At 70.4% G+C, this 14,864-nt stretch carries 10 protein-coding genes, 1 pseudogene and 1 riboswitch; all 11 genes and pseudogenes read right to left on the reverse strand.

Going from position 1 to position 14,864, the window contains the following annotated elements:
• Nucleotides 1-8: 8 nt before the first annotated feature.
• Nucleotides 9-1,019: an ABC transporter substrate-binding protein gene (locus tag MPPM_RS19840; protein WP_096486529.1), complete on the reverse strand. Its 1,011-nt coding sequence runs from the start codon at nt 1,017-1,019 to the stop codon at nt 9-11.
• A gap of 373 nt (nt 1,020-1,392) precedes the next feature.
• Nucleotides 1,393-1,502: riboswitch (guanidine-I (ykkC/yxkD leader) on the reverse strand.
• A 204-nt stretch (nt 1,503-1,706) separates the two neighbouring features.
• Entirely contained in the window at nt 1,707-2,513 is an 807-nt protein-coding gene (locus MPPM_RS19845) for an inositol monophosphatase family protein (RefSeq protein ID WP_096486530.1), read from the reverse strand.
• Nucleotides 2,514-2,516: 3 nt separating this feature from the next.
• Complete coding sequence (locus MPPM_RS19850; RefSeq protein ID WP_096486531.1) at nt 2,517-3,452, reverse strand: phosphotransferase; 936 nt, start codon at nt 3,450-3,452, stop codon at nt 2,517-2,519.
• Nucleotides 3,453-3,462: 10 nt separating this feature from the next.
• On the reverse strand, nt 3,463-4,443 hold the full coding sequence (locus tag MPPM_RS19855) for a phosphotransferase (protein ID WP_096486532.1): 981 nt from the start codon (nt 4,441-4,443) through the stop codon (nt 3,463-3,465).
• The gene (locus tag MPPM_RS19860) at nt 4,440-5,732 is read right to left on the reverse strand and encodes a Zn-dependent hydrolase (protein WP_096486533.1); all 1,293 of its coding nucleotides are present in this window, start codon (nt 5,730-5,732) and stop codon (nt 4,440-4,442) included. The genes MPPM_RS19855 and MPPM_RS19860 overlap by 4 nt, the downstream gene beginning before the upstream one ends.
• The gene (locus MPPM_RS19865; RefSeq protein ID WP_173807931.1) at nt 5,725-6,573 is read right to left on the reverse strand and encodes a DeoR/GlpR family DNA-binding transcription regulator; all 849 of its coding nucleotides are present in this window, start codon (nt 6,571-6,573) and stop codon (nt 5,725-5,727) included. The genes MPPM_RS19860 and MPPM_RS19865 overlap by 8 nt, the downstream gene beginning before the upstream one ends.
• Nucleotides 6,573-8,405 carry an ABC transporter ATP-binding protein gene (locus MPPM_RS19870; RefSeq protein WP_096486534.1) on the reverse strand — a complete coding sequence of 611 codons (1,833 nt, stop codon included), beginning with the start codon at nt 8,403-8,405 and terminating at the stop codon, nt 6,573-6,575. Before MPPM_RS19870 ends, MPPM_RS19865 begins: the two co-directional genes overlap by 1 nt.
• Nucleotides 8,405-9,293: pseudogene (locus MPPM_RS19875) on the reverse strand (ABC transporter permease). Before MPPM_RS19875 ends, MPPM_RS19870 begins: the two are co-directional and overlap by 1 nt.
• Nucleotides 9,293-10,273, reverse strand: coding sequence for an ABC transporter permease (locus MPPM_RS19880; protein ID WP_096486535.1), 981 nt, complete (start codon nt 10,271-10,273; stop codon nt 9,293-9,295). The pseudogene MPPM_RS19875 and the gene MPPM_RS19880 overlap by 1 nt, the downstream one beginning before the upstream one ends.
• A gap of 121 nt (nt 10,274-10,394) precedes the next feature.
• Nucleotides 10,395-11,966: an ABC transporter substrate-binding protein gene (locus tag MPPM_RS19885; protein WP_096486536.1), complete on the reverse strand. Its 1,572-nt coding sequence runs from the start codon at nt 11,964-11,966 to the stop codon at nt 10,395-10,397.
• 309 nt (nt 11,967-12,275) lie between these two features.
• Complete coding sequence (locus tag MPPM_RS19890; protein WP_096486537.1) at nt 12,276-14,798, reverse strand: TonB-dependent receptor; 2,523 nt, start codon at nt 14,796-14,798, stop codon at nt 12,276-12,278.
• Between the last annotated feature and the right edge of the window lie 66 nt (nt 14,799-14,864).

Here is a 14,864-nt window from a genome sequence, read left to right on the forward strand (position 1 = left end):
GCCTCTCCTCACTTGCCGTCGGTGAGGGCGGGATCGATGGCGGCCTTCACGTCCTGCGGGGTCTTGTAGACCTCGAACTTGACGTTGAAGGCATCCGCGTGCCGGCTCGACCCGTAGAGCGAGCCGAACCCGTCGGCGTCCTTCATCACCGCGCGGCCCTCGGCCAGCGTCAGGAGCTTGGTGCCCTTGAGGAAGCGGGTGAACACGGCAGGCTCGACCCCGACCTTGGCCGCCATGATCGCGACCGCGTCCCCTTGCGTCTTCGGATCCTGGATGTAGCCGACGACCCGGTCCCACAGGCCGACGAGCTTGATCCAGTCGGAGCGCCGCGCGGCGAGGCTTGCGGGCGTCACGGTCACCACGTCGTAGATCAGGCCCGGCTGGTCGGCCGAGGTGTAGAGCGGGCGGGCGCCCGCCGCGCCGCGCATCGCCTGGCCCGCGATCGGCTGCCACGCGCCGATGGCGGCGACGTCGCCCGAGGCGAGGATCTGCGGCGTCTCGTTGGTCTTGGCGTTGACGAGGGTGACGTCGCTCTCCTTGATCCCGGCCTTCTGCAGGCCGTCGATGAGGAGGAGGTGCTCGACGAGGCCGACTTCGAGGCCGACCTTCTTGCCCTTGAGGTCAGTCAGCGACTTCACCCCCGGTTTGCCGACGATGATGTCGTTGCCGTTGGAGTAGTCGGTGAGCATGATCATGACGTTCTTGGCGCCGTTGCCGCTCATCACGAGCGCGTCGCCGTTGGTGCAGGTCACCGCGTCGAGCTTGCCCGCCGAGAAGGCGTCCATCGAGGCGGAGTAGTCGAACCACTCGAACTTAGCGTCGATGCCGGCCTCCTTGAGCCAGCCCTTCTCGATGGCGACCTGCCACGCCACCCAGCCCGGCCAGTCGCTGTAGCCGATGCGCAGCGGCTCGGCGGCCTGCGCCATCGGTGCGGCGAGGAGCCCGACGGCGAGGGTGAGGGCGGACAGGCCGCGCCGGACCCCTGTGAGACCGCCGGTGATCAGGCTTGGGATGCGCATGTCTCGTCTCCTGGCATGTCTTGTCGTCTGGGATGGCCGCTTGCGGCCGGACACGGAGCTGGGGCGGGCGCGGCGTGCAAGCGCGCGCAGAGGCAGGCGGCGGGGCGAAGCCCGCCGTCGGGCAGCCAAAGCAGGCCTGTTGGCAGGCGGCCGCCACGAGGACGTGGAGCGTCCCCGCGCGGGCGCAGCCTACGGAACGGGGGTGGGGAAACCGGGAGGACGCGCGGCCAGAACGGGCCGGCGGACGGGGCGCCGAAGGACGCCGCTCGAAGATGTCGAACAGTCGATCTTGGAGGCTCTGCCGGGCATACGTCCCTTCCGATACAGAAAGAGATTGTACAAGACCTGTCCCTGCCAATCTCTGGCCAGTGAGGTCTCCCGGGCTTTTATCCCGCCGTGCATCCGGGCGGATGTCTCCCGCCGCGGCAACCGCTCTCGGACCGAACACATCGAAGCGATGCTGGAACCCTAGCGATCAACTCGATTACATTTTTAAAATTGGCGATTTTCCCAGTCAAGCAAAGACCATCTCGTCGATGCGCAAGTTTTTACCTTCGATGCCCATGTTTTAAGCGCTCTGCGATCCGAACTTGCATCCAACCGGCGCGTGGGGCGGTCTTCGTCTCCGCCGCGACGCGCCGCCCCGCACCATCGTCGGGGCCCGTGATCGGGTCCCTGCCGGCGGCCTCATTCCCGCAGGAGCGCCAGTGCCTGCGCGTGCAGTTCCGGGCTCGCCGCCGCGAGCACGCGCCCGTCGGAGGCGAGGGTGAGGTCTGCGCCGGCCCAGTCGGTGACGACCCCGCCCGCCGCGCGGATCACCGGCACCAGCGCCATGTAGTCGTAGGGCTGGAGGCCGGTCTCGGCGATCAGGTCGCAATGGCCGGAGGCCAGCAGGCCGTAGGCGTAGCAATCGCCGCCGAAGCGGCGCAGGGCCGTGGCTGCGCTGAGGCGGCGGTAGCGCGCCGCGTCTTCGCCGATGAACCCGTCGGGCGCCGTGGTGAAGAAGCGCGCCGCCGACAGGCTCCGGCAGCCGCTGGTGCGGGCGGGCTCGGCCCCGAACAGGGCCTGCCCCGGCCGCCCGGTCCAGCGCTCGCCCAGCGCCGGCATGTCGATCACCCCGACGAGCGGCACCCCGCCGTCGAGGAAGGCGATCAGGGTGCCGAACAGCGGCAGGCCGGTGACGAAGCTCTTGGTGCCGTCGATCGGGTCGATCACCCAGACCGGGCCGTTGCCGGGCGCCGTGCCGGGCTTCACACCCATCTCCTCGCCGAAGATGCCGTGATCGGGAAACCGCGCCTCGATCAGGCTGCGCAGGCGCGCCTCGATGGCGCGGTCGGCCAGCGTCACCGGGCTCTCGTCGGCCTTCGTCACGATGTCGAGCGGGGTGCGGAAATAGGCGCGCGCGATCGGGCGCGCCGCCTCCGCCAGTTCGGCGGCGAAGGCGAGGATGTCGTCGGCGGCGAGGGTGCCGGTCGCGGGAGCAGCCAGACCCATCGCTCAGAGCGCCTTCAGGAAGAGCGGCCAGCGCGGGTCGTTCATGATCGAGCGGGCGCGCATGTGCTTCCAGATCCCGTATTTGTAGAAATCGAAGTCGAGGGTGGAGATGCGGTTCTGCACCATCGCCCAGGTCGACCACTTCACGTCGGCGAGCGCCTTGTGCACCATCAGGCGCGCAAACAAAGCTTCGTCGTAGCGGCCGAAATACTGTTCGATCAGTTCGCGGTCGACGCTCTCGGGGAAGAACATCTCCCCGCTCCAGATCGCGATGTCGTAGAGCCGGTCGTTGTTGGAGGCGTACTCGAAGTCGATCAAGAGGATCGAGCCGTCCTCGCCGAGGAGGAAGTTGCCCGGCATCGGGTCGTTGAAGCAGGGCACGAGGTCGAGGCCCGAGGCCTCCAAGGCCGCCCGCGCCAGCCGGGTCTGGCGGGTCAGCCAGGCCTGATCCGGCGGCAGGAGGGCGCCGAGTTCGGCCGCCTGGCGGTCGTGCTCGTCGATCATGTCGAACACGGTCTTGGTGAGCGGCAGGAGCGGGGCCGCGTGGAAGCGGCGGTAGACTCGCATCGCCTCCGCCCGCAGGGCCGGGTCGGCGAAGTCGCGGTTGGTCGAGGGGCGGCGCCCGTCCACGAACTCGGCGATCTCGATGCCCTGCGCGTCGAGGTCGCCGAAGGTGCGCGGCCCCAGGCCGATCACCTCCGCCTGCCGGCTGGCGGCGCGGGCGGCGGCGCGGTCGATGAACATCTCGGTGCCGCGGCCGGGCATCTTGACGAAGTAGGGATGCGGCTCGCCCTCGATCTCGACGCGCCAGTTGACGTTGCTGATCCCGCCGAGAACCGGGCGGTAGCGCGTCGGCCGTCCCTGCCAGCGCGGGACGGCGCGCAGGGCCGCCTCGAAGGCGTGCTCGGCCTCGGTGGCGGCGTTGCCCAAAGCGATCATGCTCCCCTCCTCACAGCGCCCTCAGGGTTTCCTCGAAGCCCGGCCGGCCGACGAGCATCCGGCAGCGCAGCAAACGCCAGGCCGCGTATTTGCGGAATTCGAGCGAGCGGCGGGGCGAGAGCCGGTCCATGGCGAGCGCCCGCAGGCCCCAGTGCAGGTCGTCGGCCGCCGCGTAGGCGCGGGCGCGGTTGAACACCTCGGGCCGGAACTGCCCCTCCGCCATCTCGATGCCGGCCCGCATCGGCGTCTCGAAGGCGCAGGCCTCGTTGAGGAAGGCGCCGAGCTGGTAATGGGGGTCGGTGTCGCAGGCCATGTCGAAATCGACGAACTGCAGGGCGCCGCCGGGGCCGAACAGCAGGTTGGAGGCGTGCGGGTCGGCATGCGCCGGGCGGATATCCGTGCCGGCGGCCGCGAGCGCCGCTTCGATCGCCTCGGCCCAGTCGAACAGGAACCACGCATCCGGCGGCAGGGCGTCGGCATCGTCGCCGAGGAGGGCGCGCAAGCCGCGGATCGCCTCGAACACGCTCCAGCGGCGCCCGAAGGCCTCGCCCGCGCCGATCCGGCGGAAGGCGTCGATGACGCGCGCCATGCCGTCGCGGTCCTGCAGCCGGTCGAGGGTGGCCGGGCGCCAGTCCGGGCCGAGGTCGCGGAACAGGATCGCGCCCTGATCCGCCGCGAAGTACAGCGGCTCCGGTGCGAGGCCCAGCGCCGCGATCTTGTGTGCCGCGCGGAAGGCGGCGCCGGGGTCGAGCAGCGCCGCGGCGCAGGGTTCGGAGACCTTGAGGAACAGGCCCGGTTCGGCGCCCGCGGCCTGCGCCACGCGGTAGGTCGTGGATTCGACCCCGTGATAGGAGGGCGAGGCGAGGCCGGGCACCGCCACCGCGTAGTGCGGAACCCCGTCCCGAAGGCCGGGAAGCGCGGCGAAGGCGCCCGCCAGGGCGGCCTCGGCGAGGCGCTCCGACGCGTCCTCGGGCGTGCCGAGCGGTTTCATCGGCGTCCTCCCTCGCTCTCGATGGCGGCCAGGCCTTCGATGGCCAGGACCCTCAGCATGTCGGCGAGCAGCTGGGTGCCGAAGGCCTGATCCTCCGGGCTCGCGAACTCGGTCGGATGGTGCATCACGCCGCCGCGGCAGGGCACGGCCAGCACCACCGCGGGGCAGACGGCGGAGAGGCTGACGGCGTCGTGGCCGCCGATCGTGTCGAGGTGGCGGGTCGTCGTGCCGTTGGCGGCGCCCGCGCGCTCGGCGAGCCGCACGAGGCCCGGCGCCATCGGCCCGGCGGCGCGGCGATCGATGGACCGCACCTCGTGGCCGACCTCGGCCCGAGCGGCGGCGAGATCGATCGCCGCCTTCAGCCGCAGCTCTGCTTCCTCCAGGATCGCGGGCGAGCCGGAGCGCAGCTCGATGAACAGGACCGCCTCGCTCGGGACGGTGTTGGGCGAGTTCGGCCGCACTTCGAGCCGGCCGACGGAGGTGTGCAGGTCGAGGCCGTAATCGGCGACCATCGCCTTGAGGTCGGCGATCAGGTAGGCGGCGCCCAGGAGCGCGTCGCGCCGCTCGGCCATCGGCGTCGGGCCGGTATGGGCCTGGCGCCCGAGGAAGGCGAGGCGGTACTTGGTGGCGCCCCAGTAGCGGGTGAAGGCGCCGAAGCGCAGGCCCTCGCGCTCCAGGATCGGGCCGCCCTCGATGTGAAGCTCGATGAAGGCGTCGGGCACCGGCACGGCGTCGGTCCCGGCATAGCCGATCCGCGACAGGGCCTCGGCCACGGTGACGCCGTCGCCGTCGCGGCGCGCCAGCGCCCAGTCGAGCCCGGCCGCGCCGGTGAAGACGCTGCTGCCGAGCAGGCTCGGCTGGAAGCGCGCGCCCTCCTCGTTGGTCCAGTTGGCGACCGCGAAGTTGCAGGCCGAGGCGACGCCGGCCGCGTCGAGCGCCTCGCGCACGGACAGGATCGCCTCGCAGGCGGCGAGCACCCCCAGCGTCCCGTCGAAGCGACCGCCATTGGGCTGGCTGTCGAGATGCGAGCCGACCATCACCGTCGGCGCGCCGGGCCCGGCCAGTTCGAGGACGCCGAACTGGTTGCCGATCGCGTCGACCTTCGGCGTGAAGCCGTGCGCGGAAAACCACGCGGCGAGCCAGTCGCGCGCCTGCCCGTCCTCCCGCGACAGGGTGAGACGGGTCAGGGCGCCGTCCGGACCGCCGCCGAAGGCGGAGACCGCCTCCATCATCGCCTGGAGGCGGGCGGGATCGATCCGCACGGGAGGCGGGGCTTTCGTCTCAGGCATGAATCACGTCGACTTTTGCGGAGTGGAAGGCGTGCGCGAAGTCGCGCGCCAGGGGGACGTTGGTGACGAGGGTGTCGATGTCGGCGAGCGCGAGGGTGCGCACCGTGCCGAGGCGGCCGAACTTCGAATCGTCGGCGAGGATCACCGAGCGGCGGGTCTGCGCCCGGGCGGCGCGGCGGATTACCGCCTCGTCATGGCCGAGATCCATGAAGCCGTGCGCGAGATGCACGGTGACGATGCCCATCACCGCGACGTCGTAGACGTGCTCGCGCAGGCCCGAGAGGGTGCGGTGGCCGAACAGGCCGCGGTATTCCGGCTTGACCTCGCCACCGAGCACCGTGACCTGCGCGGCGCAGTCCCCCCCGATCAGCGCGGCGATATCGAGGGCGTTGGTGTGGATGTGCAGGCGCCGGCGGACGAGCAGCCGGGCGAGGGCGAGCGTCGTGGTGCCGGCATCGATGAAGACGGTCATCCCGTCCTCGAACAGCGGCAGGGCGGCCTCGGCGAGGCGCGCCTTCTCGCGGGTGGCGACGCGGGCGCGGGCGTCGAAGGGCTGGTCGCCCTCCGGCCGGTCGGTGACGGCGCCGCCATAGACCCGCCGGGCATGGCCGCGCCGTTCGAGGTCGCGCAGGTCGCGCCGCACCGTCTCGGTGCTGATGGCGAGCCGCGCGGCGAGGTCCTTCACGCTCACCCGCCCGTCGCGCTCCAGCGCGTCGAGGATGAGCCGCAGGCGCCGCCCGGTGATGCCGGTCGCGGCCCCGTCCCCGCGTGCCGCCGGTCGCGGGTCCGGTTCCCCGGCGGGACGGGGAGGCGGGGGCTGCACCCTGAGCGCGTCCGACATCAGGCGGCCCCCGCCAGCAGGGCGGCGCCGGCGCCCGGCACGCGGTGGCAGGCGGCGAGGTCGCGGGCGCCGCGCGCGGTGAGGAGTGGCGGATGGACGGCGCAGGCCTCGAAGGCCTGCGGGCAGCGGGAACGGAAGGCGCAGCCCTGCGGCAGGTTGATCGGGCTCGGCGGCTCGCCCTCCATCAGGCAATCCTCCGGCCGGTAGCGCCGCGCCTCCAGGGCCGGCATCGCCGAGAGCAGGGCACGGGTGTAGGGGTGGCCCGGATCGAAGAACAGGCGCTCGTTGTCGGCGAGTTCGACGACCTCGCCGAGATACATCACCGCGATGCGGTTGCAGGCCTTTCGCACCATGGCGAGGTCGTGGCTGATGTAGATGTAGGTCAGCCCGTGGGTGCGCTGGAGTTTCTCGAACAGGGCCAGCAGCTTGAACTGCTCGGTCTGGTCGAGGGCCGAGAGGGTCTCGTCCATGAGCAGGATCTCGGGCTCGAGCACCATGGCGCGGGCGACGTTGACGCGCTGGCGCTGCCCGGCGGAGAGCCCGAGCGGCAGGTCGTCGTAGAGGGCGACGGGCAGGCCGACATCGTCCATCACCGCGCGCACCCGCTCGCGGATTTTCTTGGGGTCGCGCCAGCCGTGGGTGCGCAGGGGCGCCTCCAGCATGGCGCCGATGCCGGTACGCGGCGGCAGCGAGTTGAACGGGTCCTGCAGCACCAGCTGCAGCTTGCGGCGGAAGCCGAGCAGCTCCGGTCCCGACAAGCCGGCGATGTCGCGGCCCTCGCACAGCACGCTGCCGGCGCTCGGGCGCTCCAGGCGGCTCAGGAGCCGCATCAGGGTGGACTTGCCGCAGCCGGATTCGCCCACCACCGCGAAGCTGTCGCCCTTGACGATGTCGAAGGTGACGTTGCGGACCGCGCGCAATTCGCTGGTGCCGGCAAAGCTCCCGCGCCGCTTCACCCGGTAGGTCTGCGACACGCCGCGCAGGCTGACGATCGCCTCGGCCGGGGCGGGGGCCCGCGGCGCGGCGGGCAGGGTCGGGCCTGCCCCCCAGATCACCGGGATCTGCGCGACGAGATCGCGGGTATAGGCGTGGCGCGGGGCGGCGATCAGCGCCTCGGTCGGCTGCTCCTCGACCAGTCTTCCGCCATCGATCACCAGGGTCCGGCTCGCCGCCTCGCGGGCCACGGGCAGCGAGGAGGAGACGAACAGGATCGCCGTCTCGAACCGCTCGGTGAGTTCGCGCATCAGGCGGATCACCTGGGCAGCCACCGTCACGTCGAGGGGCTGGGTGACGTTGTCGGCGACGAGCAGCGCCGGGTTCGAGACCATGGCATCGACGATGAGCGCGCGCTGCATCATGCCGCCGGAGAATTGCGAGGGATAATCGTGGAAGCGCGCCCCCGGCGACGGGATGCGCACCGCGTCGAGCAGGGCGATCACCCGCGCCTGCGCCTCCCGGCGGCTCACTTCGGGCATGACGGCGCGCAGCTTCTCGACGATCTGGCGCCCGACCGGCAGGGTCGGGTCGAGGGCGCCCATCGGGTCGGCGCCGACATAGGCGATGTCGCGCCGCAGCCCCCGCATCGCCCGCGGCGGCAGGGCCAGCAGGTCCCGGCCGCGGAAGGACACGGTGCCGGAGCGGATGGCGAGCGGGGCCGCGATCCAGTTGACCACGGCGCGCGACAGCACGGTCTTGCCCGCCCCCGAGGCGCCGACGACGCCGACGATCTCCCGCGGGGCGACGTCGAAGCCGATCCGATCGAGGATGGTCCGCTCACGCCCGGGGAGGGTGAGATCGACGGAGAGGTCGCGGACGCAGAGCACCGGGTCCATCAGGCGCCCCCATGGATCGTGTTGCGGGCGCGCTCGAACGCGGCGCCGATCAGGTTGATGCTGGTGAGCGTGAGGCACAGGAACACGCCGGGCATGGTGGCGATCCACCACGCGTTGAGCAGGTACTTGCGCCCGTCGGCGATGATGCTGCCGAAGGTCGGGGTCGGTGGCTGCACGCCGAGGCCGAGGAAGCCGAGGGTCGATTCGAAGATCATCATCCGCGCCACGTCGAGCACCGAGGTGAAGAGCAGCGGCGGCACCAAGAGCGGCACGAGGAGGGTCAGGATGATGCGCGGATGCGTGGCGCCCGAGACCTGCGCGGCGCGCACGTATTCGCGCCCGCGCTCGGCCATCACCACCGAGCGCATGACGCGGGCGTAGACCGGCCAGTTCGACAGGCCGAGCACGAGGATGATCGCCGGAATGGTCGGGCGGTCGGCGCCGAGTACGGCGATCGCCAGGATGATCATCGGGATCGAGAGCTGCGCGTCGGTGATGCGCATGATCACCGTGTCGGTGCGGCCGCCGAAATAGCCGGCGACGGTGCCGAGCGCGCAGCCGATGACCACGGTGACGGCGGCCCACGAGGCAGCGCACCAGCATGTCGCGGCCGATCTGGTCGGTCCCGAGCGGGTGGGCCCAGCTCCACTTGTCGCCGAGGAACAGCGGCGGCAGCAGCCGCGCCCGGATGTCCCGCATCGCCGGGTCGATGCCGCTGAGTTCCGGGTAGAGCGCGGCGGCGAGCACGAGGAGCGCGAGCAGGGCGGCCCCGATGCGAAAGCTCCCGGAGCGGGCGGCGCGCCCGAGGATGCGCCGGCCGATGGAGCGCGAGGCGGCGACATCGACGCGCGGCGGCGCGAGCGCCAGGGCGGAATCCACGGCATCCATCAGTATTCGAGCCTCGGATCGATGGTGGTCGCCGCGAGATCGACGAGGATGTTGATGAGGACGAAGATCGCGCTGGTGACGATCGCGATGCCCTGGATCAGCGGGAAGTCGCGCTGGAGCACGGCGTTGATGGTGAGCAGTCCGAGGCCGGGATAGTCGAAGATGTATTCGACGATGATCACGCCCCCGAGCAGCGAGGAGAACTGCACACCGAGCAGGTTGAGGAGCGGCACCGAAGCGTTGCGCAGGGCATGCGCCGCGACGATGCGCGGGCGCGACAGGCCGCGGACATGGCCGACGGCGACGTAGGATTCGCTCATCTGCGCCGCCACCGCGCTCGACAGCGTCCGGATCAGCACCGGCGACAGCTCGACGGCGAGCACCAGGGCCGGCAGCACGGTGTAGGAGAAGCCGCCGTAGCCGATCGCCGGCAGCCAGCCGAGCTTCACCGACAGGAGCAGGGCGAGCACGATGCCGAGCCAGAAGTTCGGGATCGAGATGAAGACCGAGGAGACCGCGAAGGCGAGCCGGTCGACGACGCCGCCGGGCCGCAGGCCCGCCGCGATCCCGAGCAGGGCCGAGAAGGCGAGCGCGATGGCGAGCGCCAGGGCGGCGAGCTGCAGGGTCATCGGCAGGGTATCGAGGATGAGGTCGCCGACCCCGGCCCGCTCGCCGCGGGTCAGGTCGTCGAAATTCGCGCCCCCCGTCGCCGCGCCGTTGGCCGGACGCATGAAGCTGCGGCCGAGATCACCCCGGACCACCTGGGCGGCGTAACGGCCGAACTGCACGATGATCGGATCGCGCAGGCCCATGGTGGTCGCGATCTCCTCCACCAGGGAATCGGGCGCCATCCCGCCCACCATCTGGCGCACGGGATCGCCCGACATCACCCGCAGGAGGGTGAAGATCAGCAGCGAGACGAGGAAGATGATGACCGCACCCTGCGCGAGGCGCCGGGCGAGGAAGCTGAGAACGAACATCGAAGGGGTTCCGGTCCGGCGACGGGATCGGCGGGGCGGGGTCCGGCCGCCCGCGAGAGGGGCCGGGCTCCGCGCCGGGCGCGGGCAGTCCGGTTAGAGAAACGTGCCGGTCAGGCCGTCGTCAGGCGGTCTTGGAGGCGTCGATGGAGCCGTCCGGGTAGATGTAGAGGCCCTTCAGTTCCCGCCGCATCGCGTGGATCATCACCGAGGTGAACAGCGACAGGGCCGGCATCTTGGCTGCCAGCAGCGGCATGGTCTCGTTCTGGAGGATGGCCTTGCGCGCCTCCAGGGTCGGCGCCGCGCGCTCCTTGTCGAGGCTCGCATCGATCTCCGCATCCTCGATGCCGGTGATCCGGTGCGAGGAGGAGTGGAAATGGGTGCGCAGCACCAGATCCGGCTCGGGCGAGGCGGTGGACCAGCCGCAATCGACCATGTGGCCGGGCCCGCCGCCGGGGCGGTGGTAGAGCCGCTCGTTCCAGGCCGCCGGCTCCAGCACCGTGAGGCTCACCGGAAAGCCCTGCTCGTTGAGCATCGCGGTGATGACCTCGCCGTATTCCTTGGTCTTCGGGTAGAAGCCGACCGAGGTGATGTATTCGAGCGGCGGCAGCCCCTTGCCCTTGGGGAAGCCCGCCTCGGCCAGAAGCGCCTGGGCCTTGGCCGGGTCGTAGGCCGGATAGTTCTTGAGATCGACGTAGCCGAACTTCACCGGCGAGATGAAGTTCGCCGAGGCGTGGCCCGCCGCGCCGAGGATCTCCAGGAGCATCGCCCGGTCGATGGAGTGGCAGGCGGCCAGGCGCACCCGCACGTCGTTGAAGGGCGGCTTGGAGCAGCGGAACCAGAGATACTTGTTCTCGACCGAGACGACTTCGTTGATTGCGATCTTCGGGTTGTTCTTGACCGTCTCGACCTGCTCGGGTTCGAGCCGCTCGACGATCGAGGCCTGCCCGTTCATCAGCGACAGCATCCGCGTGGTCGAATCGCCGGTGAAGGTGAAGTTGATGCCCGGTATCCCCGGCTTGCCGCGGAAATAGCCGTCATGGGCCTTGAGCACGGTGTCGTTGCCGCGCTGCTCGACGAAGCGGAACGGGCCGGTGCCGTTCAGGCGCCGGGTGAGGGCGCCGCCCGGCCCCTCGGCGATGTCCTTGGCCGAGAGGATCGGGAGGAACGAGGCGAGGAAGATGAAGAGGTGGGCCGGATAGCCGCCCTTCGAGGTATCGACGATCACGGTCTCGTCGTCGGGCGTGGTGATCGTCAGCGTCTCGGTCGGGCCGGGATACCACTGCGCCGGCCGGTCCTTGCCCGCGCCGTACTCGAAGGTCGCCTTCACGTCCTCGGGTCCGAACGGCTTGCCGTCGTGGAAGTGGACGCCCTTGCGCAGCTTGATCTGCAGGCGGTGCGGATCGAGGAGCTTGATGTCGGTGGCGAGCTCGTAGACCACCTTGCCGGGGTCATCGAGGGTCATCGGCGTGCGGGTCAGAAAGCCCATCACGAAGCCCTCGATGTTCTTCTGCGAGAGCGTGGTGTGGGCGGTCGGATCCCAGTTGCCGGTGATGTTCTCGGCCGAGAGGAAGACCAGCGGCTTGCCCGATTGGGCGAAGGCAGAGGAAATCAGGAAATCGGGGTTGATCTGGGCAAAACCCACAGCGGCGGCGCCTGCCTGAAGAAACCGTCTGCGGTCGATTGTCCTGGCCATCCTGAGGCTCCCAGTTTCCACGCATCCATCAAAGTGGTCAAAAACCACATTGCAGGACCCGTGCCAGAAGCCACAAAACACACAGACTCCTCATCTTGGCGGGAATGGCCGCCAGGGGCGGGTGCGCCGAGCAGGACGGGGACCGTTCACCCCGGATGTCTGCCCGTTTTCAGGGCAGGGCGCGCGCAACAGGCAGGCGAAACGCGCTTCGACCGCCTCGCGGGTCGCGCGGCGGTCGAAGCCTTCAGCATCGGGCCTGTCTGTCGCTGCCTCGCCGCGACGGCGAGGCGGGCCGTGGACGTCGGAACCTCAGAAATCGACCGACGCGGACACGATGAAGGTGCGAGGCGCGCCGACGGCGAGGAAGCCGCGGGCGGCCGAGGCCCAGTAGGAATCGTCGAGCAGGTTCTGGACGAGGGCGCGGAACACGACGGGTTTCCCGTTCACGCCCTCGGTGGTGTAGCGCAGACCGGCGTCGAAGCGCGTCCAGTCCGGGACCGATTGGGTGTTGGCCTGATCGTAGAACATGCTGCTCGTGTAGATCGCCCGGCCGGTCAGGGTCAGGCCCGGCGCCAGCCACGGCGGCAGGTCGTACTCGGCGTAGAGGTTGAACGCGGTATCCGGAACGCCGGGCGCGGCCTTTCCGTTGAACTGCCCTCCCGGGGTGTTGACCAGTTCCGCATCGATGAAGGTGACGCCGCCGAGCAGCCGCAGGCCCGGGACCGGCTCGCCGAACACGTTCAGCTCGATGCCGCGGTTCCGCTGACGGCCGCTGACCGAGTAGATGCCGGTTCCGGGATCGGTGAAGGCGTTCGGCAGCTCGATCTCGAACAAGGCGGCCGTGGCGGCGACAGTGCCGAAATCGTACTTGACGCCGATTTCCTTCTGCCGCCCCACCGCGGGCGGGAAGAGGGCGTTGGCATTGATCGCCACGGCGGGCGCCGCGGCCACCGGATCGAGCGACTCGATGTAGTTGCCGTAGAAGGACAGGTTCTCGAACGGGCTCAGCACGAAGGTGATGGCGGGGCTGAAGCGGCCCTCCTGATAGTTCGAGGTCACCTGCCCCTGCGTCGGTCCCGGCCGGGTGGCGTAGCCCTGCTGGTCGATCTCCTGGTAGCGCCCGCCCAGCGTCAGCAGGAACCGGTCGCTGCCGAACAGCGAGAGGGTGTCGGCCACCGCCACGCTGCGCGCGGAGAGTTGGGCGAAGAGCGGCTGCGCGGCGGAGCGGGGCAGCCCGATCGTCGGAACCGACCCGGTCGGCAGGTAGACCGGATTGTAGATGTTGATGGTGTAGGCGGTGAAGACGGGGGGCACGAAGCCGCTGCGGAAGTTCTTGTTGTTCGCCTCGACGGCCGAGATGCTCACCTGATGGTTGAGGAAGCCGGTGCTGAAGCGGGTGCGCAGGCCGACCTCGCCGGTGAGGCCCTGGATCTCCTGGGGCTGGATCGCGAGCAGGTTGGTCGCCTGCCCGGTCGTGCTCGTCACGCGGTAGTTCGAGGTCAGGAAGTCCTCGTTGTAGCGGCTGGCGCCGCCGGCGATGTAGACCGTGGTGTCGGGCAGGACGTCGTACTCGGCCCGGCCCGCGATCATGCCGTAGCGGCTGTCGTTGTACTCGAACGGGTTGGCGGTGTTGATCCGGTTGTTCGGGGCACGCGGCATCGCGATGCCCGGGGCGACCGCGTTGAACAGCGAGGTCGGCGCCGTGACGTTCTGCGTCGAGTGGGTCATGTCGAGCGAGGCGCGGAACCGGTCGCCGCGATAGTCGAGGCCGAGCGCGGCGACCCCCACCTCGATCGCGTTGTTGTCGAGCGGCGTGGCACCGGTGCGGTAGGCGCCGTTGAAGCGCACGCCCCATTCCTTGAACGCGCCGAAGCGGCGGCCGAGATCGGCATGGGTCCAGATCTGCGCGTCGCTGAGATAGGTCGTGGTGAGCCGCGCGAACGGCTCGTCGTAGGCCCGCTTCGGGATGAGGTTGATCGTGCCGCCGACACGGCCGGTGCCGCCGCTGAGAAGCGCGGAGGGGCCGAGCAGGATCTCGACGCGCTCCAGCCCCTCGGTGAAGGAGCGGCGCGGATTGGCGAGGTAGAACAGGCCGTCGAAGGCGGTGTCGAGGTTGGTGACCGAGAAGCCGCGGATGAAGTAGGAATCGCGTTCGCTGTAGGGCGGCGCGTCGTTGCGCACCGACGAATTGTTCAGCACGACATCGGCGAGCGACACCGCCTGCTGGTCCTCGATCAGCTTCTCCGTGTAGCCCGTGATGCTGAAGGGCGTCTTCAGGACGGAGCGGTTGCCCAGGAAGCCGACCCGGGTTCCCGAGCCGACCTGACCGCCGGCATAGGGCACGGGCGGCTGCCCGACCGTTCCGGTGGGCGGCGGCAGGCCGGCGGCCGCGGCGCGGCCCTGCGCTTGAGCCTGTCCCTGGACGTGCAGTTCGTCGAGCGTCACCGTGCCGGCCGGCTCGGCGCTGAGCTGGACGTAGCGCGGGTTGACCAGGGTGATGGTCGAGGCGCCGGCCGGGCGATAGGTCAGGCCGGTACCCTCCAGGAGCTTGGTCAGCGCCTCGATCGGGGCGAACTCGCCGTCGAGGCCCTGCGTCTCCAGCCGCGCCGTCAGCTCGGTCGGGTAGACCAGCTTCACCCCCGCCTGCTCGGTGAAGGCGACGAGGCCGGTCTCCAGCGCGCCCTTCGGAATGGCGAGACGGACCGGGCCGGTCTCCGGCGCCTCGGCCAGGATCGTCCGCGCAGCCGGGCCGCGCGGTCGTTTCGCCTCGCCAGCCTGAGCCGCCTGCGCCATCACCGCGACCGACACGCCGGCCAGCGCGATCCCCGCCATCCGGCCCCGTGAAAACCTGCGCGCGCGCGACGCCATGCCGTAAGCCCCATCGATCCGTCGGGAGGG

Origin of the sequence: Methylorubrum populi (assembly GCF_002355515.1) — a bacterium.
Lineage (GTDB): Bacteria > Pseudomonadota > Alphaproteobacteria > Rhizobiales > Beijerinckiaceae > Methylobacterium > Methylobacterium populi_A.